The organism is Kiloniellales bacterium (genome assembly GCA_030064845.1).
GTDB lineage: Bacteria > Pseudomonadota > Alphaproteobacteria > Kiloniellales > JAKSDN01 > JASJEC01.
In genome coordinates, this window is record JASJEC010000008.1 from 21,368 (window position 1) to 43,175 (window position 21,808).

Sequence of the window (21,808 nt, forward strand, 5' to 3'; positions counted from 1 at the left end):
CATGCTCCGGCCGAGCAGGAAGCTGATCCACGCCATCGAAGCGGTCGTCGATATCGCCTATCACGGCGGAAGCGGCCCGGTGCGCTCGTCCGAGATCTCAGAGCGTCAGGGCATTCCCCGCCGCTATCTCGAGCAGGTGCTTCAGCAGCTGGTTCACGACGGCATCCTTTCGGGCCACCGAGGGCCCCGGGGCGGCTACAACCTGACGCGGGAGCGCCGCCGGATCAGCGTCGGCGAGATCGTGCGCGTGGTGCAGCGTCTCGACAACGCGGATTCCGGCGACGACGACGGCTCCGCACTCGCCGGCAAGGTGGTGCGGCCGGCTCTGGACGAAACGCTCAAGGAGGCCATGGAACGGCTGGACAGCCTGACCGTCCAGGACCTCTGCGACCGTGCCGGGCGGGAGGGGATTTCCCGCGCCGCCAGCGTGCCGGACTTCACGATATAGGTTCCTTAACTTAATTGTTTCATTCTCTTAACGATGTTTCGGGTAGTGTATTATTCTGGAACGCAACCCTCTTAAAGTGATACACTACAGAATGTTCGTCCGCTGGCAGAAATCCGAGATCCGCAAGGCCCACCTGGGCCTTTCGAAGCTCAATTCGGGCCTGCGTTCTCACAAGCTCTGCAGCATCTGCGACTGCCCGCGGATCGAGCACGCCGTGCACTATACCCAGGAGGATTGCGAGATCCGGCGGCGTCTGTTCGGACAGGATCTCAGCCCCGGATGGCACACGGTTTCGGTTCCGGTCCCGGGCAACAAGTGCAGCTACGGCTTCGAGCTGGAAGACGGCCGGGTGCTCTACGAGACCCGGCTGAAAGCGGTCCTCTGCGAGAGCGAACGGGTGGAAGGCGTGCCGAAGCAGCATCACGTCGCCTTCCTCGGCAGCATCGAGGCCTCCTGGCTCGACAGCTTCTACGAGGGCGTGTCGGATAAGACCATGGCCCGGGCCCAGGTCCAGAACTGGGACAGGCTGTCGATCGAGCAGCGCTACTGGTTCTGGCAGTCGGTGGCCGAGAAGCTCGACAGTCTCGAGGACAGAATCCCGAAAGGCGAACGGCGCAAGCTCGAGGACTCCGTGGCGGAGGTCGTGCCCCGGCCGACCTCGCGGGAGGGCCACGCGGTCGAACAGCGGGCCAATCAGATCAGGATGCGTCACATCACCTGAGGGCACGGCCCAGAAAACGACCTTTCCTGGGGTCTGTCCGCGCCTAGAGCGGATCATGTTTTGACGGAAACGCTTCGCGGTTCCGGCAAAACATGTGAATCCGCTCGGCATCAAATTGCTAGAGCAGATTCACCGGGTTTGATGGATCGCCTTTGGCGATTCAGTCGAACCCTGATCTGCTCTAGCCAGCGCCTGCGGGCGATGCGACTAAAGGAGACCTAGAAGGCTTGCGACTGCACCGGCCTTTCCCCGGCCGTCCTTTCGCTGCCGAAACGGAACAAGGCATAGCCCAAGAGCGCGCAGACGATGGAGCCGGTCAGCACGCCCAGGCGCACGGGCGCCTTGAAGTCCGTCAGCTCGAAGGCGAGACCGCCGATGAAGAGGCTCATGGTGAAGCCGATGCCGCAGAGCGTGGAGACGGCATAGAGCTGGATCCAGTTCGACTCCTTGGGCATCTGGGCGAACCCGGCCTTGATGCAGATCCACATGGGGATGAAGACGCCCAGCTGCTTGCCAACGATCAGGCCGAGTGAAATGCCGAGCGTGACCGGCTCGACGAAGCTGCCGAGATTGATCCCCTCGAAGGAGATGCCCGCGTTGGCGAAGGCGAACATCGGCAGGACCAGGAAGGCGACCCAGGGGTGCAGGAGATGCTCCAGGTGCTTGAGCAGCGAATGGCCGTCTTCGTCCTCGACCTTGAGCGGAATGGCGAAGGCCGTGACGACGCCGGCCAGCGTGGCGTGGACCCCCGATTTCAGCACGCAGATCCAGAGGATGGCGCCGACGATCAGGTAGGCCAGCACGTGGGAGACGCGGAACAGGTTCAAGGCGATGAGACCGAGGATCGCCACCGCCGCGAAGCTGAGCGACGTGTAGGACATGTTCGCGGTGTAGAAGACGGCGATGATGACGATGGCGCCGAGGTCGTCGATGATCGCGATCGCCGTCAGGAGGACCTTCAGGGAGGTCGGCGCGCGGGTGCCGAGCAGGGCGAGGATCCCGAGGGCGAAGGCGATGTCGGTCGCCGCCGGAATCGCCCAGCCGTTCAGGTTGACCGGATCCTGCCAGTTGATCGCGACGAAAATCAGCGAGGGTATGGCCATGCCGCCGATGGCGCCGGCCGCCGGCAGGATCAGGTCGCGTTTGGTCGAGAGCTCGCCCTCGATGAACTCGCGCTTGATCTCGAGGCCGATCAGGAAGAAGAAAACCGCCATCCAGAGGTCGTTGACCCAGAGCAGCAGCGGCTTGGCGATAATCAGGTCGCCGACCTGGATGACCCCCGGGATCTTGAGAAACTCGACGTAGTAGTCCCCGAGGGGCGAGTTCGCGAAGATCAGGGCGGCGCCCGCCGCGAACATCAGGACGATCCCGCTGGTCGCTTCCAGCCTCAAGAATTCCCGAAGCCACGTCAGCGGCATGATCCCCCTCCGATCAAACAAGAACGATACGCTTGGGACCTGATATCAGACCAACGTGCGTTCCGCGAGTCCGCAGGAGAGCGGGCGCCGCCAATCCCCTTCGGGCCGTTGATTCGTCACGCGCCGCCGGGTACACCGGCAGGCGATGGAAGATGGCGTCGAGGCGAGCGCGAAGCGGCCGGCGGGCGGTCTCCCGGCCGGGACCCACCGGGACGGAGACTCCGGCGGCCGGGTCTACGGGAGCGTGCTCGAGACCATCGGGCGGACCCCGCTGATCCGCCTGGCGAAGCTGGCCCGGCGGCACGGCTGTGCCGCCGACCTGCTCGGCAAGTGCGAATTCTTCAACCCCTTGAGCTCGGTGAAGGACCGGATCGGCCTCGCCATGATCGAGGCCCTCGAGGCGGCGGGGCGGATCGACCCCGAGACCACGATCATCGAGCCGACCAGCGGCAACACCGGCATCGCGCTGGCCTTCGTCTGCGCCGCCAAGGGCTACCGCCTGATCCTGACCATGCCGGAGACCATGTCGGTCGAGCGGCGCAGGATGCTGCGCCTTCTGGGCGTCGAGCTGGTGCTGACGCCGGGCGGCGAGGGCATGCGGGGCGCCGTCGCCAAGGCCGAGCAGCTACTGGCGGAGCTGCCCAAGGCGGTCATGCCCCAGCAGTTCTCCAACCCGGCCAACCCGGAGGTTCACCGCCTGACCACGGCGGAGGAGATCTGGACCGACACCGCGGGCGCGGTCGACGTCGTGGTGGCCGGCGTCGGTACCGGCGGCACCCTGACCGGGGTGGCCCAGGTGCTGAAGGCGCGCAAGCCGGGCTTGCGCATGGTCGCGGTCGAGCCCGAGGACAGCCCGGTGCTGTCGGGCGGCCTGCCCGGACCGCACAAGATCCAGGGCATCGGCGCGGGCTTCGTGCCCGACAACCTGGATACCGCGCAGATCGACGAGGTCATCCGTATCGCCAACGAGAGCGCGTTCACCATGGCGCGGGAGGTCGCCCGGCTCGAGGGCTTGCCGGTCGGCATCTCCTCGGGCGCCGCCCTGGCCGCCGCGCTCGAGGTCGGCGCCCGACCCGAGATGGCGGGCAAGACCGTGGTCGCCGTGCTATCCTCCGCGGCGGAACGCTACCTGACGACGGAACTCTTCGAGGGCCTTTGAGATGGATACCGAACCGGACGACTTGGAACTGACCGACGCGCAGGTCGACCGCTACGCGCGCCACATCGTGCTGCCCGAGGTCGGCGAGGAGGGCCAGGCCCGCCTGCTCCAGGCCAAGGTCCTGGTGGTCGGCGCCGGCGGCCTCGGTTCGCCGCTCGCGCTCTATCTGGCGGCGGCCGGCGTCGGCACGCTGGGCGTGGTCGATGACGACTCGGTCGATCTCTCCAACCTGCAGCGCCAGGTGTTGCACGACACCTCCAAGGTCGGAATCCCCAAGGTCGAGAGCGCGAAGCAGCGCCTCGCCGAAATCAACCCCGAGGTCACGGTGATCCCGCACCAGGCACGCGTCGGGCCCGACAACGTCGAGGCGCTGATCGCCGACTACGACCTGGTCGCCGACGGCTCGGACAACTTCCCGACCCGCTATCTTTTGAACGACGCCTGCTTCCTGGCGAAGAAACCCCTGGTGGCGGCCGCCATCATGCGCTTCGACGGTCAGCTCTCGACCTACAAGGCCTACGAGTCGGCCGAGGCGCCCTGCTACCGCTGCGTCTTCGGCGCCCAGCCGGAAGACCCCAAGCAGAGCTGCGCCGACGTCGGCGTGATGGGCGCGCTGGCCGGCGTGATGGGCACGCTGCAGGCGCTCGAGGTGATCAAGGAGATCCTCGGCATCGGCGAGAGCCTCTCGGGCCGGCTGATGCTCTACGACGCCCTCGGCAGCAGCTTCCGCACGGTGGCGCTCAAAGCCGACCCCGCCTGCGCGCTCTGCGGCCCCCAGGCCAGCATCGCCGACCTCAAGACCATGACCTACCGCGCCGACCAGCCCTATTGCGTGGCCTGAGAGGCGGGTGTGGCAACAAGACCCGACGTCGTCCCAATCCTGGCCGACGACATGGGCTTTTCCGACCTAGGGGTGACCGGGTCGAAAATCAGGACGCCCAACATCGACCGGTTGGCGAAGGACGGCGCGCTGCTCACCATGATGTACAACTGCGCGCGCTGCTGTCCGACGCGCGCGTCGGGCTACCGCACCCTGGTCGCCGGCAAGTGGCACGTCGCCGGGGATTTCATGGCCCCTGAAGGCAGGGGAACTGGAAACCACGGAGGCATGGGGCTGAACGGCCAATGGTAAAGCCAAGCGGGGTTCCGCCGCAGCCAGATCCGCAGATGATCGAGATTCTGCAGAGCGCCGGGCTCATTGGCGGGGCGGCGGAGACATCCTTCGAGCCGCTCGCCGGCGGTGTCTCTTCGGACATCTGGAAGGTCGAAGGCGGGGGCCGGGTGTTCTGCGTGAAGCGGGCGCTTCCGAAGCTGAAGGTGGCGGCGGACTGGTTCGCGCCGGTCGAGCGCAACCGCTTCGAAGTGGCCTGGTATAGGATCGCCGAAGGCATCGTGCCGGGCGCCGCGCCGCGGGTTCTGCTGCATGACGAGAAGGCCATGCTCTGCGCCATGGACTACCTCGATCCGGCCGAGCACAAGCTGTGGAAGGATGAACTGCGGGCCGGGAATGCCGATCCGACGGTTGCCGCCGAGGTCGGCCGGCGGCTCTCCCGCATCCACGCCGGCACCGCGGGCCGGGCCGAGACTGCCGCGCTCTTTCCCCGCAACGACATCTTCCACGCCATTCGCCTCGAGCCCTATCTCGAGGCGACCGCCGCACGGCATCCCGACCTGCACGACGCGCTCTTCGCCCTCTCCGCGCGCACCGCCGCCACCCGCAAGGCAATGATCCACGGCGATGTCAGCCCGAAGAACATCCTGATCGGGCCCGCCGGCCCGGTGTTCCTCGATGCCGAGTGTGCCTGCATCGGCGACCCGGCCTTCGATCTCGCGTTCTGCCTCAACCATTTCCTGCTGAAGTGCCTCTGGACGCCGGCGGCGCGGCCCGACTTTCTCGCGGGATTCGACGCCATGGCGTCGGCCTATCTCGCCGAGGTCGGTTGGGAAGCGCCAGGGGAACTGGAAGCGCGCGTGGCGAGCCTTCTTCCGGGGCTCTTCCTGGCCCGGGTCGACGGCAAGTCGCCGGTCGAGTACATCACCGAGGAGGCCGACCGGGAGCGGGTGCGCCGCGCGGCGCGTCCTCTGCTCGAGGCGCCGCCTGCGCGCCTCGAGGACATCCGGGCCGCCTGGGCAGAGGAACTCGCCACATGACCGAAATCGCCACCGTGCAGGGGCGCCGCGTTTGGGATTCCCGCGGACGCCCGACGGTCGAGGCCGAGGTCCGGCTGTCGGACGGCACCATTGGGCGGGCGATCGCCCCGGCCGGCGCCTCGACCGGCAGCGGCGAGGCTCTGGACAAACGCGACGGGGGCGCGGCCTTCGGCGGGCTCGACGTGCAGGGCGCGGTCGCGGCCGTGACGGGAGAGATCGCGGGCGTGCTGCGCGGGCGCGACCCGCGCGATCAGATGGCGGCCGACCGGGTCATGATCGAGCTCGACGGCACGCCGGACAAGTCTCGGCTCGGCGGCAACGCGTTGGTCGCGACCTCTATGGCGGTGGCGCACGCCGCCGCGGCGGCCGAGGGCCTGCCGCTGTGGCGCTACCTGGGCGCGGACCGGGAAAGCTTCTCGCTGCCGCTGCCCGAGATCCAGATCTTCGGCGGCGGCGCCCACGCGGGACGGCGGGTCGATATCCAGGACTTCATGGTCGTCGCGGTCGGCGCCGGCAGCTACGCCCAGTCGCTCGAGTGGACCGCCGAGGTCTACCGCGCCGCCGGCGCGATCATGCAAGAGGCCGGGCTGATGCAGGGGGTGGCCGACGAGGGCGGGTTCTGGCCGGCCTTCGAGTCGAACGAGCAGGCGCTGGACTACCTGGTGCGCGCGATCGAGCGAGCGGGTTTCATCCCGGGCGAGGACCTGGCGATCTCGCTCGACATCGCGGCGACGGACTTCGGCCGCGGCGGCCGCTACTGTCTGGCGACGGACCGGCGGGAGGTCGACTCCGATGCGCTGGCCGAGATGCTGCTTGGCTGGCTCGCGCGCTATCCGATCGTCGCCATCGAGGACCCGCTCGCCGAGGACGATGGGTCGGCGATGGCGCGCTTCACCGCTGCCGCGGGATCAGGGGTCGAGGTCGTCGCGGACGACTTCATCTGCACCTCGGCCGGCCGCATCGAGTCGGCGGAGGCCCTGGGCGCCTGCAACACGGCGCTGATCAAGCCGAACCAGGCCGGAACCCTGACCGAATCCAGGGCGGCGCTCGAGGCGGCCCGGGCCGCGGGATGGGAGAGCATCGTCTCGGCCCGCTCGGGAGAGACCGAGGACCTCACTATCGTCCACCTGGCCGTCGGCTGGGGCGTGAAGCAGCTCAAGGTCGGCTCGTTCGCCCGCTCCGAGCGCATGGCGAAGTGGAACGAGGGCTTGCGCATCGCCGACCAGCTGGGCGGCGCGGGCGGCACCTTGCCGCCGCGGGCCGCCTTTCCCTGGGGCCGCGGCCGGTGATGTGCCGGCCGAGCCCCTAGAGCGGATCATGTTTAGATGGAACCACTTCGTGGTCTCCAACTAAACATGTGAATCCGCTCTACATCCTAGGTTTAGAGCAGATTCACCGGGTTTGATGGATCGCCTCCGGCGATTCAGTCAAACCCGGATCTGCTCTAAGACCCTGCGGCGCCGGCCTGGGCCTCCAGGTGGTCGACCAACTCGCGGGGTAGCGACAGCCGGCTGGCCAGGGCCTCCAGGTAGGCCTGCTCGGCCGGGTGATCGGGGTCGATCGCGAGACGCGAGGCAAGGTAGAGCTCTGTCGCCTGCTCCGGGCCCTGCGCCAGGGCGGCGATGTCCTGCAGGCTGGGCGGCTTTGCCAGGGAGTCGAAGACGAAGGCCTTGTCCTCGGCATCGAGCGGCAGCTCGCCGACCCGCTCGAAGATCAGACGCTGCTCGTCGGCGCAGATGTGGCCGTCGGCATTGGCCGCGCCGATCATGGCGAGAACCAGGGCGAGCTCGAAGGGCTTGCCGTCGCTGGCCGGCGCCGCCGCCGGCAGGAACTTGGAGCCGGGGGGCGGGGCCGGGGGCTCAGCCTGGGTCGCCGGCGCCGAGGTGGTGGCCTGCTGGCCATCCTGCCAGTTCTGGTAGGCCCGGTAGGCGAGCGCGCCCAGCGCCGCCGCGCCGCCGTAGCCGACCACGCCGCCGGCCATCTTGCCGACCTTCTTGCGCGCCTTCTTGTTGCCGACCAGGAGGCCGAGAAGGCCGCCTGCCGCGAGGCCGCCGGCGACACCGCCCACGCCGCTGTTGGCCAGCTTGCCCTTGGCGCCCTCGAAGGCGTTGCCGGCGCTGCGCCGGGCGTCGGGTCCGAGAAACTGCTCCAGAAGGCTTTGGGGATCCATGCTCACTCTCTCCATCTGTCGGCCCAGGTGTCGGCGAAGAGGAGAGATGGGGATGGAGGCCGCCGGCTGCAATCGGCTACCGGCGACCCGGGATCAATAGCGCAGGTGGGACTGCCGCTCGCCGAGCCAGGCCTGCTCGTCGGGCCGGGCAAGGGCCTCCAGGTCGGCGGGCGCCGTCGCACCGTCGTCGACCCACTCGCGCAGTAGGGGCCCGCCGCAGATGACGTCTATGGGCAGCTTCCCTTCTTCGTACTCGTAGGGGAAGTCGCGCCAGAGGGGATAGTCGGGATAGAGCCGGCGGACCGCCTTGAAGCCGAGCGCGACGAGGCGCCAGGGCCTGAAGGCGAGGTGGTCGTAGCCCGGGTTCTCGGTGTGGATCTGAACCCCGTGGCAGAGCGCGCCCACGTGCTTCTGGAAGGTTGGCTCGAACCAGCAGTCACGCAGACGGCAGCCTGCGAGCCAGTCGGGAGCGAGCGCCTGCATCTCGGCGATCACCGCCCGCGCGTCGATGTCAGGCGCGCCGAAGAGCTCGAGGGGGCGGGTGGTGCCGCGGCCCTCGGAGAGCGTGACGCCCTCGACCATCACCGTGCCGGGAAAGGCCCGGGCCATGAAGAGGTTGGGCGCGTTAGGGCTGGGGTTGACCCAGTCGCGTTCGCCGAGCGGCCAGCCGAAGCCCGGCGCCGTCTCGGGCTGCCAGCCTTCCATCTCGACCAGGCGGTACTCGACGTCGAGCTTGAGCCGCTCGATGAACCAGAGGCCCAGCTCGCCGAGGGTGAGGCCGTGGCGGATCGGCAGCGGCCCGGCGCCGACGAAGCTCTCCCAGCCGGGCTGCAGCCTCAGGCCCTCGACCGGGCGGCCGATGGGGTTGGGCCGGTCGAGCACCCAGACCGCCTTGCCGTGCTGCGCCGCCGCCTCCAGCACGTAGCGCAGCGTCGTGATGTAGGTGTAGATGCGGCAGCCGACGTCCTGCAGGTCGACCAGGAGGACGTCGAAGCACGCCATCATCGCGTCGGTCGGCCGGCGCACGTCGCCGTAGAGGCTGAAGACCGGGACCCCGTGGACCGGATCATGGAAGTCGGCCGACTCGATCATGTTGTCCTGCTTGTCGCCGCGCAGGCCGTGCTGCGGGCCGAAGGCGGCGGACAGGCTGAGGTCTCCACAGGCCGCCAGCGCGTCCAGGCTATGGATCAGGTCGCCGGTCACCGAGGCAGGGTGCGCCAGCAGGGCGACGCGCTTGCCGGCGAGCGGCTTGCGCAGGCCGGGCTCGGCGCAGAGGCGTTCGATGCCGAACTTCATGGCTTTCCTTGTGCCGCCACTTCGCAGGCAAAGCAATCGGCGTGATGGAAATCGGGTCTGCCCGGCGGATGGGCGAGCGCCCAGTAGGAACGCCCGCCGTCGCGCTCCTCGATCACCGCGGCGAGGCCGAGCTGCCAGGGCGTTTCGCTTGCCAGGCCATCGAGGGAAAGCCGGGCGCTCAGCGCGTAGCGCGGGCCGGCGCGCCGTGCCTCGATCCGCGGCGCCGCGATCGCGAGCGGACGCATGCCGCTCCGATAGGCGTCGAATGCGTAGGCCGCCCAGCGCTTGGACGGCGCGAGGTTGAGCTCCATGTACCCCGGCCCCGGCGCGGTCCGGAGAAAGGCCTCGAAGCAGGTGCGGTGCCAGAGCCCGTCCCGGCGCTGGGGCGCGCCGGGGGGCGGCAGACGGAGGGCGCCGACCTCTCCGGTCACGCGGTAGTGCAGGGCGAGTCCGGCCGGTTGCGGGCGGGCGACCTCGACCTCGATCTCGATGACCGCGCCGCAGCGGGAATCGGGATGCTGAACCAGCCCGATCCGCATCGCCCTAGGAGCCAACCACAGCGGTCGAGCCCACCCTCAGAACATCGTCTCCAGGACCCGGTCGGGCGGGGTGTGGCCGTCGGCGAAGGTCTTGATGTTGATGATCACCTTCTCGCCCATGGCGATCCGTCCCTCGAAGGTGGCCGATCCCATGTGCGGCAGCAGGACGACGTTGTCGAGCTTGAGGAGCTTGGGATTGATCGCCGGCTCGTGCTCGAAGACGTCGAGCCCGGCGCCGGCGATCTCCTTGGCTTCCAGCATGCGCGCCAGGGCGTTCTCGTCGATCACCTCGCCGCGGCTGGTGTTGACCACGACGGCCTGGGGCTGCAGCAGCTTGAGGCGCCGGGCCGACAGCAGGTGATAGGTCGCCGGCGTGTGCGGGCAGTTGATCGAGATGAAGTCCATGCGGGTGAGCATCTGGTCGAGGCTCTCCCAGTAGGTCGCCTCCAGCTCTTCCTCGATGTCGTTATGGACCTGGCGGCGGTTGTGGTAGTGCACCGAGAGCCCGAAGCCCTTGGCGCGCCGGGCGACCGCCTGGCCGACCCGCCCCATGCCGATGATGCCCAGTCGCTTGCCCCAGATCCTGTGGCCCAGCATGCCGGTCGGGCTCCAGCCGTGCCACTCGCCGGAGCGCACCAGCCGTTCGCCCTCCGCCAGGCGGCGCGGCACGGCCAGGATCAGCGCCATGGTCATGTCCGCCGTGTCCTCGGTCAGCACGCCCGGGGTGTTGGTGACGTTGATGCCCCGCTGGCGGGCGGTCTTGAGGTCGATGTGGTCGACGCCGGTGCCGAAGGAGGCGATCAGCTTGAGATCGGCCCCCGCCTGGGACAGGACGCCGAGGTCGATCCGGTCGGTGATCGTCGGGACCAGCACGTCGGCCTCCTTGACCGCCTCGATCAGGGCTGACTGGCTCATCGGCTGGTCGTCGAGATTGAGCCGCGTGTCGAACAGCTCCATCATGCGGGTCTCGATGACGTCGGGCAGCCTGCGGGTTACGACCACGCGTGGTTTTTGTGATGACATGAGCCTCTCCGGAAGGCGCCGAGGGGACTTGGTGCCATAGCAGGTGCCCCCCGGCTTTGTCCAGCACACGCGCGCCCGGGGCTCAGGCGGTCCTTGACCCTACGCTTGCCCCTGGCTAGGAGAACATCACGTCACCCGACCAGGCGGCCCGTCGCAGGGCCGTGCGGTCCCGGTCTCTGCCATGCGGAAGGGTGCGGTGAGAAGGCTCAGAATCTTCGGTGCGCTGGTCGGCGCGGCCCTTGCGGCGGCGGCCCCGGCCGGGGGCGCCCTGGCGCAGGACAGCGGGGTGCAAGAAGGCGGGCCGCAGGGCGTCGGACCGACCGGTCTGCCCCTGCCGCGCTTCGTTTCGCTGCGCGCCTCAGAGATCAATCTGCGGATCGGCCCGGGCACCCGCTTCCCGATCGACTGGGTCTACCGCCGCCCCGGGCTGCCGGTCGAGGTGATCAACGAGCACGACACCTGGCGCCAGATCCGCGATCACGAGAACACGGTCGGCTGGGTCCACATGTCGATGTTGAGCAGCCGGCGCGGCGTGCTGATCGTCGGCGCCAGGCGTACGCTTCACCGCGATCCGGATCCCGCTGCCCAACCGGTCGCCGAGTTGGAGCCGGGCGTCGTCGGACAGCTCGAACGCTGCGAGCGGGGCTGGTGCCGGATCGAGGTCGCGGGCCTGGAAGGTTGGCTCGCCCGCGACAGCTTCTTCGGCCTCTATCCGGGCGAGGCGGTGCGATAGGGCCGGTTCGCCTCGGAAAGACGTTCACCCCTTTCCGGACTGTCACCTTCTAGTCGTCGATGCTGACCTCGGTGGCGTCGAGCGCTTCGCCGAGGGCTTCCAGGCGGCGCTCGACCGTGCCGCGTCCCGGCGTGACCTCGTCGCCCGGCAGTCTGAGCGAGAGCCTGCCGGAATCATCGAAATGAAGCGCCGAGGTCGCCAGCACGGCGCCGGTCGCGCCGGAGACTTGATAGGCGAGCCTCTGCGCCAGCCCGAGGACCCGCGCCCGCCGTTCCGCCGCGGCCGAGATGAGGCCGAGGTAGGGATCGAACTCATCGGATATCTCCGTGCCGCCATAACGCGTGTGGGCCACGTAGGCGAGGAACACGCGCTCTGGGTGGCCGATCCCGGCGAAGGGAAAGTAGAGGATCCGGTGCAGCGCCTGCCGCGCCCGGTAGTCGACGTGCTCGCGCCAGGCGATATCCGACAGCAGGCAGGAGGCCCGGCGCAGGCGCTCCTCCCCCGGGCTCTCGTTCGGGAACAGCGGCGCCGTCCAGGTCATCAGCTGGCGGGACATGCCGCCAAACCTGGATCCGGTCTCGGCCATCTCCTCCGCCGCGGCGATCAGCGGATCTTTCTCTCGCTGTTTCTGGGGCAGGGCGTCGAAGATGTAGCCTTCGCGGAGCCCATAGGCGGAGAACTGCACGTCCTTGTAGCGCAAAGCCTTGAGGACGCGGGCCAAGATGACCGCCGCCGTGGGCAGCACTTCAAGGCGGCGCCGGGAAATTCCTCTGATCCGGTCGAACGAGCTCGGCCCCATCCGGCCGACGACGCCCTCCATCTTCTCAACCTCGGCGCGCCGCATGCGATAGCCGTGCGCGACGTGCAGCGGATAATCGTGCTGCTCCATGTGCAGACGCGCCAGGTTTCGCCAGGCGCCGCCGACGGGATAGAAAATGCGCGCGTCGCTCTCGGCGGCAAGCTCGGCGATCCATTCGACCCCGGCAAGCTGACGGTCGATCTCCTGGCGCATGGCACCGACGTCCTCGCCGCAGGTCTCGGCGAGCCTCAGAGGGCCGAGCGGCAAGGTCTCCGAGCGCCCGGTCCGGCCATCGCGCAGCTCGACGAGTTCCAGGCTGCCGCCGCCGAGATCGCCGACGACGCCGGCCGCGTCGGGCAGCCCCGCCAGCACGCCGACCGCCGCAAGGCGGGCCTCGGCGATGCCGTCGAGGACATTGACCGGGCGCCCGCAGATTTGCTCGACCTCGCGGACGAAGAGCGGACCGTCCTCAGCTTCGCGCACGGCCGCGGTAGCCAGAAGCTCCATCTGGTCCACGCCCATCGCCCGCGTTAGGCCGGTGAATCGCACGAGGTTGGCGCGCGCCAAGGCAATGCCGTCCGCGTTCAGGCGGCCGGTCGTGCCCAGACCGCGGCCGAGGCCGCACAGAACCTTTTCGTTGAACAACGGCCGCAGCGTCCGGTCCTGGGTGTCGAAGACGACGAGGCGGACCGAGTTAGAGCCAATGTCGACGACCGCCACCGGTCCCCGGTTTCGCGTCGCTCGGCGCAGCGCCTCACCCCAAATGGCCATGGTGTTCAATTCTTCTTGTGTACCAGACGCGGGGTCCTCGCCATGTCCTTCTTGAGCGCCGAACCGCGCCCGGAAAGGCTTGGGTTGGTGATGAAGTAGTGGTGGGCGCTGAAAGCCTTGGGCCGGGCCTTCACCCGCCGGTAGTCACCGTCGGGCTCGAGGTACCAGCTGTGGGCCTCGTCCTTGAGGTTCGCGGTCATGATCTGGCCGAGTATCTGCTGGTGGACGGTCGGGTTCTCGATGGGCACCAGCGTCTCCACCCGGCGGTCCAGGTTTCGCGGCATCCAGTCGGCCGACGAAATGTACAACTTCGCCTTGCGCGACGGCAGGCCGTGGCCGTTGCCGAAGCACACGATGCGGCTGTGCTCGAGGAAACGGCCGACGATGCTCTTTACCACGATGTTCTCCGACAGACCCGGCACCCCGGCGCGCAGGCAGCAGATCCCGCGTACGACTAGCTCGATCCGCACGCCGTCGGCCGATGCGCGGTAGAGCGCGTCGATGATCTCGGGATCGACCAGCGAGTTCACCTTGGCCCAGATCGCCGCCGGCCGCCCGGCCTTGGCGTGGAGGGCCTCGGCCTTGATGAACTTCAGCAGCGTCTCCCTGAGGTTCAACGGCGATGCGGCCACCTTCTCCATCCATTCCGGGCTGGCGTAGCCAGTCATGTAGTTGAACAGCCTCGCAGCGTCGCGGCAGAGCGCCGGGTCGCAGGTGAAGAAGGAGAGGTCGGTGTAGATCTTCGCCGTCACCGGGTGGTAGTTGCCGGTACCGAAGTGGCAGTAGGACTTGAGCGCCGTGCCCTCGCGCCGGACCACCAGCGACACCTTGGCGTGGGTCTTGAGGCGCAGGAAGCCGTAGACCACCTGGACGCCGGCCCGCTCCAGGTCGCGTGCCCAGCGGATGTTGCGCTCCTCGTCGAACCTGGCCTTCAGCTCGACCAGCGCGGTGACGGTCTTGCCTGCCTCGGCCGCCTCGGTGAGCGCGGCCACGATGGGCGAGTTCTCGCTGGTGCGGTAGAGGGTCTGCTTGATTGCCACGACGGCCGGGTCGCGCGCGGCCTGGCGCAGGAACTGGACGACGACGTCGAAGCTCTCGTAGGGGTGGTGGACCACGATGTCCTTGGCGTGAATCGCGGCCAGGCAGTCGCCGCCGTGATCGCGGATCCGCTCGGGAAAGCGCGCCGTGAACGGCGGAAAAAGCAGGTCCGGCCGGTCTTCGACGATCAGCTGCGAGAGGGTGTTGAGGCCGAGCAGGCCGTCGAGCGGGAAGACGTCCTCGTGCGACACCCGCAGCTCCTCGACCAGGAAGTCCTGCAGGCCCCGGTCGATGTCCGCGTTGACGGTGAGCAGGATCACAGAGCCGCGGCGCCGGCGCTTCAAGGCGGATTCGAACTCGCGTACGAGGTCCTCGCCTTCCTCCTCGATCTCGATGTCGCTGTCGCGTAGCACACGGAAGTAGCCGTAATGCCGCACCTCGAAGCCAGGAAAGACGCGTTCCAGGTGCAGGCGGACGACCTGCTCCATGCGAATGAAGCGCAGGCCCGGCCCCGGGAGGCGGATGAAGCGGCCGATCTGGTTCGGCAGCAACAAAAGGCTGTAGAGGCTCTCTCCGTTCGTGCTGCGATAGAGCTCCAGCACCATGGCGAAGCCGAAATTGGGGATGAAGGGGAAGGGGTGGGTCGGGTCTATCGCGATCGGGGTCAGGACCGGGAAGATCTCGTCGTCGAAGTAACGGTCCAGCCACTTCCACTCTGCGTCGGTCAGCTGGCTGGTTTTAAGGACTTCGAGGCCGGCGTCGTGCAGGCACCCCCGAAGGTCTTGCCAGCACGCCTGCTGGCGCGCCATCAGACTGGCGACCCGTTCGTTGATCGCGGTCAGCTGCTGGCCCGGGTTCATTCCCTCCGGGCTCTGCGTCGCCACATGGGCCTGGACCTGGCCCTTCAGGCCGGCCACACGCACCATGTAGAACTCGTCCAGGTTGCTCGACGAGATCGACAGGAAGCGAAGCCGCTCCAGCAGCGGGTGCCTGTCGTTATAGGCCTCCTCGAGCACCCGCTCGTTGAATGCCAGCCAGGAAAGCTCGCGGTTTATGTAGCGTTGCGCCGGCGGAAAGGCGTCGAGCCCCTCATTGCCTTCGGCGACCGCTTCCCGGTCCCCGGGCCGGCGCGCACCGTCCTGCTCGACTTGCTCCACGACCGATCGCCCTCGCGCTTGACTGTCGAATTGTCAGGAAATCAGACAACGACACAGTATAGCGCGGCATTGATCAGGAACAACGGCGGCTTGCACCGGGGCGACGGCGTCTTGTTTCGCGGGCGAGGTGCCCGGCTCAATGCCAGGGCGGCTTGGCCTGCTCGTAGTCCTTCAGGTCGGCGCGGAAATGAGCCAGGTCCCGCTCGATGCAGGCCGCCTGCCAGCCCCTGACGATCGCGGTCGCCCGGGGGCTGACCTCGCCTTCCAGGGCGGCCAGCAGGCCGTCGTTCACCACCGAGTCGTTGAGCGAGCCGAGCGTGTCCTGGATCCGGCTGATCGTCCGCGCATGGGCCTGCATGGTCTTGCGGGGATAGAGCGCCGCGAAGAACTCCAGCGTGTAGCGCAGCTTCTTGGCCAGGATACGGACCTCGTGGAGCTCGGCCTCCGGCAGGGTCTTCCACTTCCGGGTCAGCTTGTGCAGCTTGCGGGCGCGCTTATCCAGGGCTTCGCCGGCGAAGTGCCCGATCCGCTGGCTCGGAACATGGCCATGCCCGCCGCCGCGCAACGCCCAGCCGTGATTGCTGAGCCAGAGCTCGAACCGTAGGATCAGGTCGGTGTAGCGCCGCTCCAGCAGGGCGGCCCGGGCGGCCTGGTTGGCCAGTTCCCGGCGCGCCGCGGCGGCCTCGGCGAGGGCCGCGAGATCCCGGTCTTCGGACAGCCGGCGGCGTAGGGGCGCCAGCGTCTCCAGCGAGAAGACGTCCCATTCCCGGGCCGGGCCCAGGGCGCCCTGCAGCCAGGACAGCTCCTCTCGCAGGTAGGCGTAGGCTTCCTTGGTCAGGGCCTGGCGGAACACGCTGACCAGCGCGCGCAGGCGTCGCACGCCGACCCGAAGCTGATGAATCCCTTCGGGATCGCGCGGCGCCAGTTCGTCCCGCACGACCACGGCCTCGTTGAACCGGATCTGCTCCAGGCAAGCGCGAGCGGCCGCGACGAAAACCTCGCCGACGGTCATTTCGGGTGCCAGCTCGAAGGGCTTGGCCTTCTGCGGACCGAGTTCGAGCCCCGCGCTCAGCTGGTAGCCGCGCGCCGCCTTGGTGCGGGTCTCCAGCCGGAAGTCGATGCGCTTGCTGAGCGCGAGCGCCAGCTCGAAGATCCGCTGGCTCGAGCCCGAGACCAGTTCCAGCTCGGCCTCGCAGATCGGCAGGCTCTCCTCGCCCGCGGCGATCTCGCCGCTGTCCAGGGCCAGCTCGACCTCGCTGTCCTCCAGCTTCAGGGGCACCGTGCTGCGGTTCACGGTCGTCGTGAAGATCGGCTCCAGCCTCTCGGAAACCTTCTCGGCGTCCAGCAGCTGGCGCAGCGAGACATCGTCGATCCGGGACACCTCGGGCGCGTCGGCGGCCACGTCCGCCTCATACTCGCGGTAGTGCTGCAGTCCGGAGGCGCCGTTGCCCGGCACCTTCAGGGTCTGAACGTAGCGCCGGCCGATCTGGCGTACGCGCAGCGCCATGCCGCGCTGGCGCAGGTCGTGGGAGGGCGTGTCGTAGTAGGTCGTCCGCAGGCGCTTGGTACTGGCTCGCCGGCTCGCCAGCGAGCGGATCAGAGGATCGCCGCGCAGGCGCTTTAAATCGTTCGGTGATACCACGAGCTTCAGCTCGATTTCTTCATGCATGCCTTGCCCCTTGCCTTCGCCGGCGGAAACCGCCGTTGTGCCCCAGAAATAACGATGACAATTGTATGAAACTAGAACGACAAAGCACAGCCGGAAATAGCATTTCCGGCCTTAACCTTACATTCCGGATATGAGGAGCGCCGGCGCCCGGTTAAAGCCTTTCCTGGGGGTCGTGTCGTCTCAATCTGGTCGAATTTAGACCGGCGCGAAGGTGCCTCCCGTGCGGGACAGTTCCGCCAACAACGCGGCCGGTTCGAGCGCGACGCCCTGATCGGCGTGCAGCCGGGCCATCACGTCGTGGACGGCCTTCAATCCGATCCGATCGGCCAGATACATGGGACCGCCTCGGGACGTCGGAAAGCCGTAGCCGCGGACCCAGATCACGTCTATGTCGCTCGCTCTCAGCGCCAGGCCTTCTTCGAGGATCTTCGCGCCCTCGTTGATCAGCGGATAGAGGCAGCGTTCGAGGATCTCCCGGTCGGCGATCGACCGCCGCGCGATGCCCTGCTCCTCGGAGACCCGGCGGATCAGCTGCTCGACTGCCGGGTCGGGGATCGGCCGGCGGCTGCCCGGGGCGTAGCGGTACCAGCCGGCACCAGTCTTCTGGCCGAAACGGCCCTCTTCGCACAGCCGGTCGGCGATCGGCAGGGCGCGGTGCTTGCCGGGCTGGGTCTTGGCCCTGTGCCGGCGCACCCGCCAGCCGACGTCGAGACCGGCCAGGTCGCCCATGGCGAAGGGCCCCATGGGAAAGCCGAACTCGGTGATCACCCGGTCGACGTCCTGGGGCAGGGCGCCTTCCTCGAGCAGGACATTGGCCTGGCCGGTGTAGGCGTAGAGCATGCGGTTGCCGACGAAGCCGTCGCAGACGCCGACCACGACCCCGATCTTTTCCAGGCGCTTGGCCAGCTTCATCGCGGTGGCCAGGGTTTGCTTGCCGGTCCGGGCGCCGCGCACGACCTCAACGAGGCGCATGACGTGGGCCGGGCTGAAGAAGTGGGTGCCGATCACCTGCTCCGGACGGGACGTGGCCGCGGCGATCGCGTCGACGTCGAGGGTCGAGGTGTTGGTCGCCAAGAGGGCCGCGGGCTTGCAGATCCGGTCGAGCTCGGCGAAGACCCGCCGCTTGAGGTCCAGTTCCTCGAACACCGCCTCGACCACGAAGTCGGACTCCGCGACCGCCGCGACGTCCGCCGTGCCCTCGATCAAGGCCAGACGCGCCTCCATCTCCTGCGCCGAGATGCGGCCGCGGGACAGCCGCCCCGCGTAGCTCAGGCGTACGCCCTCGAGACCCCGGGCCAGGGCTTCTTCGCCGGTATCTACCACCGTGACCGGGATGCCGGCATTGGCGAAGGCCATGGCGATTCCCCGGCCCATGGTGCCGCAGCCGACGACCGCCGCCTGTTCGACCGGCGCCGTGGGCGTGTCGGGCGGCACGTCGGGGATCTCGCCGGCCCGGCGCTCGGCCAGGGTGACGTAGCGCTCCGCCTCGGATCGCTCCGGGCTGGGGCTCTCCTCGGGCTGGTCGTGCGTCACTCCCCCGGCCTCGTGCTGCTGTTGCCTCCGCGCGTGTTGCGCTGAAGTATCTTGTGGTGGAGTCTGGATGTCGACCTTGGGGTGCACGCGAAGCAGGAGGGGAGGCTCATGGGTGAACAGGTCAATCGGCGAATCGTGCTGGCGGCGCGGCCGGAAGGCGCGCCCAAGGACAGCGACTTCCGGATGGAGGAGGCGGCCGTGCCGGAGCCCGGTCCCGGCCAGGTGCTGTGCCGGACGATCCATCTCTCGCTCGACCCTTACATGCGCGGGCGCCTGAACGACGCCAAGTCCTACGCCGAACCGCAGCCGCTCGACGAGGTGATGATCGGCGGCGCAGTCAGCCAAGTGGTGGTCTCGAACAACCCGGCCTTCGCGGAGGGCGACTTCGTCTTCGCCTACAGCGGCTGGCAGGACTACGCGCTCTCGGACGGCAGCGACCTCAAGAAGGTCGACCCCGCGCTGGCGCCGATCTCGACCGCGCTCGGCGTGCTCGGGATGCCGGGCATGACGGCCTACACGGGACTCAAGAACATCGGCCAGCCGAAGGAAGGCGAAACGCTGGTGGTCGCCGCCGCTTCGGGCGCGGTCGGCGCGATCGTCGGCCAGATCGCCAGGATCAAGGGCTGCCGCGTTGTTGGTGTCGCCGGCGGCAAGGACAAGTGCGACTACGTGGTCGAGGAGCTGGGCTTCGACGCCTGCCTCAACCACCGGGACCCAGACCTGTCCGAACAGCTCGCCACGGCCTGCCCCGACGGCATCGACATCTACTGGGAGAACGTCGGCGGCGCGGTCTTCCAGGCGGTCCTGCCGCACTTCAACGATTTCGCCCGCATGCCGGTCTGCGGCCTGATCGCCCACTACAACGCGACCGAACTGCCGCCAGGCCCGAACCAGATCCCCGTCCTGATGCGCTCGGTGCTGACCAAGCGCCTCAGAATCCAGGGCTTCATTGTCTTCGATTACGCCGCCCAGGAAGCCGAGTTCCTCGACCAGGTGAGCGGCTGGATCCGCGGCGGTCAGGTCAAGTACCGCGAGGACTTCGTCGACGGTCTGGAGAACACGGTTTACGCCTTCCAGGGGCTGCTCGAAGGCAGGAACTTCGGCAAGCTGGTGGTCAGGGTCTCGCCGGACCCGACCCAGTAGGCCCCTTACCGAGCTCCGACGAGAGCGGATCAGGTTTTGACGGAAACGCTATGCGGTTCCGGCAACCCGGATCTGCTCTAGGGGTGCTTAAACCGTCGCCACCGGCGTGACCGGCGAGCCGACGGCGCCGGGCAGGCGCAGAGGCGGGGCGGTCAACAGGAAACGGTTGCGGCCCTTGGCGCGCAGCCAGCCGGCCAGTTCCTTCAGGTACCAGATCTCGCCCAGGTGGATCCCCAGCTTGAACAGGCAGTGCTCGTGCAGCGGCAGGCCGGCGCAGCTGCCCTCGCCGGCCGCGGCGGGCACGGCCTCGACAGCGTAGTTGTCGGCGATCAGCACCGAGAGGCCGCTGTCGGTGATCCACCGCAGCAGCGCCTCGTCGCGGCCGTCGAGCGCGGCGCAGCTGTCGTGCAGCGCGGCCGTGTCGGTGTCGCGGCCCATCTCGAGGATCATGTCGGCGAGCCCGGTGTAGAGGCAGACCATGTCGCCTTCCTCCACGACGACCCCGTCCGCCGCCATGACGCGCATCAGGTCGTCGTAGCCGACCAGCTTGCGGTCGCGCCCGAAGTGGGCGTTGAGATCGATCATGACGCCGCGGCCCTGGACCCCGGTCTCGGCCATGTTCTCGATGCCGAGTACCTTGGCCTCGATGCCCTCGAAGCGGGTCGCTTCGTCCGGGCTGCGGGTCTCGCGCGGCTCGATGATCTCCACGTCGCCGCGCCAGCCGTTGTAGAAGACCGGAACCGGCTTGCCGTCTCCCATGACGTCGAACATCTGGCCGACGTGGGCCAGGGAATCCCACTGGGTCGAGAACTGCGTGTGGAGCAGCACGGCGTCGTCGTTGACCACGTCGGTGAAATCGGGGCTCAGGCGGCTCATGGGATAATTGTGCCTCGGCTCGCCCTTCTGGACCGAGGCGAAGCGGCGCGGCGGGTGGCGCGCCGGGTGCAGGCCTTTTGCCGGCCGGTCGAGCGGCAGGCTGAGGCAGAAGCTGATGCCCTCGCGCACCTCGGCGACCGCGCTGCGCACCCGCTCCGGGGTCAGCAGGTTGAGTCGGCCGCGCTGGTCGTCCTCGCCGAACTCGCCCCAGTTCGACCCCTCGGGCCTGACCTTCCAGCGCTGCGCCATGGCGCCCTCCCGCGGCCCGCTATCGTCCCTTGAACGCGGCCTTGCGTTTCGCGACGAAGGCGCCGACGCCCTCGGCGAAGTCCTCGGTCGCGGCCGAGGCCGCGAAGCTCTCGGCCTCGAGGCTGAGCTGTTCCTCCAGGCTCCGGTCGAAGGATTCGGCCAGCAGCGCCTTGGTCCGGCCGAGCGCCGCCGTCGGCCCCTCGGCGAGGCGTTTCGCCAGACCGGCGGTCTCCGGCTCGAGCGCGCCGGGCGGCACGACCCAGTTGATGATGCCCAGCTTCTTGGCCCGGGAGGCCGAGAAGCGGTCGCCCAGCAGGGCGATCTCCATGGCCTTACGCAGGCCGACGATGCGCGGCAGGTGGTAGGTGGCGCCGCCGTCGGGGCTCGTGCCGATCAGGCTGTAGGCCAGGGTGAAGTAGGAGTCCTCTGCGGCGACCGCGAGGTCGGCCGCCAGCACCAGGCTGAGCCCGAAACCCGCCGCGGCGCCCTGCACGCTGACCAGCACCGGCTTCGGCATGCGCCTCAGGCAGACGATGGCGGGGTGGAGGCGATGGATCAGGTCTTCGAAATGACGGCGGCGCGCTTCGGGCGGCTGATGCAGGTTTTCGCTGAAGGCTTTGAGGTCGCCGCCGGCCATGAAGTGATCGCCCGCGCCGCGGATCACCAAGCAGCGAACCGCCGGGTCCCGCTCGATCTCGGGCAGGGCCGCGAGCAGCCCGTCGATCATCTCCGGGTTCAGCGCGTTGAGCGAGTCCGGGCGGTTGAGCGTAAGCCAGGCGACGCCGTCAGCGACCTCGCTCAGGACAGTCTCGTTCATGGCGTCGAACATCTCCTCGGTTTTCCCGAAAGACGCGGGCCGGGGCAGCGGACGATGGAGAATGGCGTGCCCTCCCGCCAAAGCGGAGGACGCAACCA

The 21,808-nt window shown here is 68.4% G+C and carries 20 protein-coding genes; 9 read left to right on the forward strand and 11 right to left on the reverse strand.

The genetic code is table 11. The annotated features are described in order from the left end of the window. The first annotated feature begins 1 nt into the window (after position 1). Complete coding sequence (locus QNJ67_04640; GenBank protein MDJ0608242.1) at positions 2-448, forward strand: Rrf2 family transcriptional regulator; 447 nt, start codon at positions 2-4, stop codon at positions 446-448. 91 nt (positions 449-539) lie between these two features. Continuing rightward, the gene (locus QNJ67_04645; GenBank protein ID MDJ0608243.1) at positions 540-1,169 is read left to right on the forward strand and encodes a hypothetical protein; all 630 of its coding nucleotides are present in this window, start codon (positions 540-542) and stop codon (positions 1,167-1,169) included. A 218-nt stretch (positions 1,170-1,387) separates the two neighbouring features. Here the strand turns inward: QNJ67_04645 and nhaA are convergent, their stop codons facing one another. Beyond that, positions 1,388-2,587: a Na+/H+ antiporter NhaA gene (gene nhaA, locus QNJ67_04650; protein ID MDJ0608244.1), complete on the reverse strand. Its 1,200-nt coding sequence runs from the start codon at positions 2,585-2,587 to the stop codon at positions 1,388-1,390. A gap of 145 nt (positions 2,588-2,732) precedes the next feature. On the opposite strand from nhaA, the gene cysK reads away from it, so the two are divergent. Genes cysK through QNJ67_04675 form a run of 5 tightly spaced genes read left to right on the forward strand, consistent with a single transcriptional unit; the run spans position 2,733 to position 7,186 of the window. Continuing rightward, positions 2,733-3,746 (forward strand): cysteine synthase A, encoded by a 1,014-nt coding sequence (gene cysK / locus QNJ67_04655; GenBank protein MDJ0608245.1) that lies wholly within the window; start codon positions 2,733-2,735, stop codon positions 3,744-3,746. 1 nt (position 3,747) lies between these two features. Next, complete coding sequence (moeB, locus tag QNJ67_04660; GenBank protein ID MDJ0608246.1) at positions 3,748-4,587, forward strand: molybdopterin-synthase adenylyltransferase MoeB; 840 nt, start codon at positions 3,748-3,750, stop codon at positions 4,585-4,587. Between the two features lie 9 nt (positions 4,588-4,596). Next, positions 4,597-4,878 (forward strand): sulfatase-like hydrolase/transferase, encoded by a 282-nt coding sequence (locus QNJ67_04665; GenBank protein MDJ0608247.1) that lies wholly within the window; start codon positions 4,597-4,599, stop codon positions 4,876-4,878. 35 nt (positions 4,879-4,913) lie between these two features. Further along, positions 4,914-5,897, forward strand: a complete 984-nt coding sequence (locus QNJ67_04670; GenBank protein ID MDJ0608248.1) for an aminoglycoside phosphotransferase family protein — start codon at positions 4,914-4,916, stop codon at positions 5,895-5,897. Continuing rightward, a complete protein-coding gene (locus tag QNJ67_04675; protein MDJ0608249.1) occupies positions 5,894-7,186 on the forward strand; it encodes an enolase C-terminal domain-like protein in 1,293 nt (430 codons plus the stop codon). Before QNJ67_04670 ends, QNJ67_04675 begins: the two co-directional genes overlap by 4 nt. A 155-nt stretch (positions 7,187-7,341) precedes the next feature. On the opposite strand, the gene QNJ67_04680 is transcribed toward QNJ67_04675, so the two are convergent. The 4 genes from QNJ67_04680 to QNJ67_04695 all read right to left on the reverse strand — a co-directional run bounded on the left by QNJ67_04680 (position 7,342) and on the right by QNJ67_04695 (position 10,925). Beyond that, positions 7,342-8,067, reverse strand: coding sequence for a tellurite resistance TerB family protein (locus tag QNJ67_04680; GenBank protein ID MDJ0608250.1), 726 nt, complete (start codon positions 8,065-8,067; stop codon positions 7,342-7,344). A gap of 93 nt (positions 8,068-8,160) precedes the next feature. Beyond that, complete coding sequence (locus QNJ67_04685) at positions 8,161-9,363, reverse strand: DUF1343 domain-containing protein (protein ID MDJ0608251.1); 1,203 nt, start codon at positions 9,361-9,363, stop codon at positions 8,161-8,163. After that, on the reverse strand, positions 9,360-9,902 hold the full coding sequence (locus tag QNJ67_04690; GenBank protein MDJ0608252.1) for a DOMON-like domain-containing protein: 543 nt from the start codon (positions 9,900-9,902) through the stop codon (positions 9,360-9,362). The genes QNJ67_04685 and QNJ67_04690 overlap by 4 nt, the downstream gene beginning before the upstream one ends. Positions 9,903-9,938: 36 nt before the next feature. Then, the gene (locus QNJ67_04695) at positions 9,939-10,925 is read right to left on the reverse strand and encodes a D-glycerate dehydrogenase (GenBank protein MDJ0608253.1); all 987 of its coding nucleotides are present in this window, start codon (positions 10,923-10,925) and stop codon (positions 9,939-9,941) included. A gap of 196 nt (positions 10,926-11,121) precedes the next feature. Between QNJ67_04695 and QNJ67_04700 the strand changes: the two genes are divergently transcribed. Further along, positions 11,122-11,658, forward strand: a complete 537-nt coding sequence (locus tag QNJ67_04700) for an SH3 domain-containing protein (GenBank protein ID MDJ0608254.1) — start codon at positions 11,122-11,124, stop codon at positions 11,656-11,658. A gap of 49 nt (positions 11,659-11,707) precedes the next feature. On the opposite strand, the gene QNJ67_04705 is transcribed toward QNJ67_04700, so the two are convergent. The 4 genes from QNJ67_04705 to QNJ67_04720 all read right to left on the reverse strand — a co-directional run bounded on the left by QNJ67_04705 (position 11,708) and on the right by QNJ67_04720 (position 18,625). Next, the gene (locus tag QNJ67_04705; protein MDJ0608255.1) at positions 11,708-13,228 is read right to left on the reverse strand and encodes a Ppx/GppA family phosphatase; all 1,521 of its coding nucleotides are present in this window, start codon (positions 13,226-13,228) and stop codon (positions 11,708-11,710) included. 5 nt (positions 13,229-13,233) lie between these two features. Continuing rightward, on the reverse strand, positions 13,234-15,423 hold the full coding sequence (locus QNJ67_04710; GenBank protein MDJ0608256.1) for an RNA degradosome polyphosphate kinase: 2,190 nt from the start codon (positions 15,421-15,423) through the stop codon (positions 13,234-13,236). A gap of 136 nt (positions 15,424-15,559) precedes the next feature. Beyond that, positions 15,560-17,092 carry a CHAD domain-containing protein gene (locus tag QNJ67_04715; protein ID MDJ0608257.1) on the reverse strand — a complete coding sequence of 511 codons (1,533 nt, stop codon included), beginning with the start codon at positions 17,090-17,092 and terminating at the stop codon, positions 15,560-15,562. 195 nt (positions 17,093-17,287) lie between these two features. Then, positions 17,288-18,625 carry a 3-hydroxyacyl-CoA dehydrogenase NAD-binding domain-containing protein gene (locus tag QNJ67_04720; protein MDJ0608258.1) on the reverse strand — a complete coding sequence of 446 codons (1,338 nt, stop codon included), beginning with the start codon at positions 18,623-18,625 and terminating at the stop codon, positions 17,288-17,290. A gap of 108 nt (positions 18,626-18,733) precedes the next feature. On the opposite strand from QNJ67_04720, the gene QNJ67_04725 reads away from it, so the two are divergent. Next, a complete protein-coding gene (locus QNJ67_04725) occupies positions 18,734-19,768 on the forward strand; it encodes an NADP-dependent oxidoreductase (protein MDJ0608259.1) in 1,035 nt (344 codons plus the stop codon). Between the two features lie 87 nt (positions 19,769-19,855). Here QNJ67_04725 and QNJ67_04730 read toward each other — a convergent pair whose 3' ends face one another. After that, the gene (locus QNJ67_04730; GenBank protein ID MDJ0608260.1) at positions 19,856-20,893 is read right to left on the reverse strand and encodes a cyclase family protein; all 1,038 of its coding nucleotides are present in this window, start codon (positions 20,891-20,893) and stop codon (positions 19,856-19,858) included. Positions 20,894-20,912: 19 nt separating this feature from the next. Then, positions 20,913-21,710, reverse strand: a complete 798-nt coding sequence (locus QNJ67_04735) for an enoyl-CoA hydratase-related protein (protein ID MDJ0608261.1) — start codon at positions 21,708-21,710, stop codon at positions 20,913-20,915. Between the last annotated feature and the right edge of the window lie 98 nt (positions 21,711-21,808).

Coding starts and splice junctions, on each gene's coding strand:
- QNJ67_04640 (MDJ0608242.1), top strand. CDS start 2: ATGCTCCGGCCGAGCAGGAAGCTGATCCACGCCATCGAAGCGGTCGTC.
- QNJ67_04645 (MDJ0608243.1), top strand. CDS start 540: ATGTTCGTCCGCTGGCAGAAATCCGAGATCCGCAAGGCCCACCTGGGC.
- nhaA (MDJ0608244.1), bottom strand. CDS start 2,587: ATGCCGCTGACGTGGCTTCGGGAATTCTTGAGGCTGGAAGCGACCAGC.
- cysK (MDJ0608245.1), top strand. CDS start 2,733: ATGGAAGATGGCGTCGAGGCGAGCGCGAAGCGGCCGGCGGGCGGTCTC.
- moeB (MDJ0608246.1), top strand. CDS start 3,748: ATGGATACCGAACCGGACGACTTGGAACTGACCGACGCGCAGGTCGAC.
- QNJ67_04670 (MDJ0608248.1), top strand. CDS start 4,914: ATGATCGAGATTCTGCAGAGCGCCGGGCTCATTGGCGGGGCGGCGGAG.
- QNJ67_04675 (MDJ0608249.1), top strand. CDS start 5,894: ATGACCGAAATCGCCACCGTGCAGGGGCGCCGCGTTTGGGATTCCCGC.
- QNJ67_04680 (MDJ0608250.1), bottom strand. CDS start 8,067: ATGGATCCCCAAAGCCTTCTGGAGCAGTTTCTCGGACCCGACGCCCGG.
- QNJ67_04685 (MDJ0608251.1), bottom strand. CDS start 9,363: ATGAAGTTCGGCATCGAACGCCTCTGCGCCGAGCCCGGCCTGCGCAAG.
- QNJ67_04690 (MDJ0608252.1), bottom strand. CDS start 9,902: ATGCGGATCGGGCTGGTTCAGCATCCCGATTCCCGCTGCGGCGCGGTC.
- QNJ67_04695 (MDJ0608253.1), bottom strand. CDS start 10,925: ATGTCATCACAAAAACCACGCGTGGTCGTAACCCGCAGGCTGCCCGAC.
- QNJ67_04705 (MDJ0608255.1), bottom strand. CDS start 13,228: ATGGCCATTTGGGGTGAGGCGCTGCGCCGAGCGACGCGAAACCGGGGA.
- QNJ67_04715 (MDJ0608257.1), bottom strand. CDS start 17,092: ATGCATGAAGAAATCGAGCTGAAGCTCGTGGTATCACCGAACGATTTA.
- QNJ67_04725 (MDJ0608259.1), top strand. CDS start 18,734: ATGGGTGAACAGGTCAATCGGCGAATCGTGCTGGCGGCGCGGCCGGAA.
- QNJ67_04730 (MDJ0608260.1), bottom strand. CDS start 20,893: ATGGCGCAGCGCTGGAAGGTCAGGCCCGAGGGGTCGAACTGGGGCGAG.
- QNJ67_04735 (MDJ0608261.1), bottom strand. CDS start 21,710: ATGAACGAGACTGTCCTGAGCGAGGTCGCTGACGGCGTCGCCTGGCTT.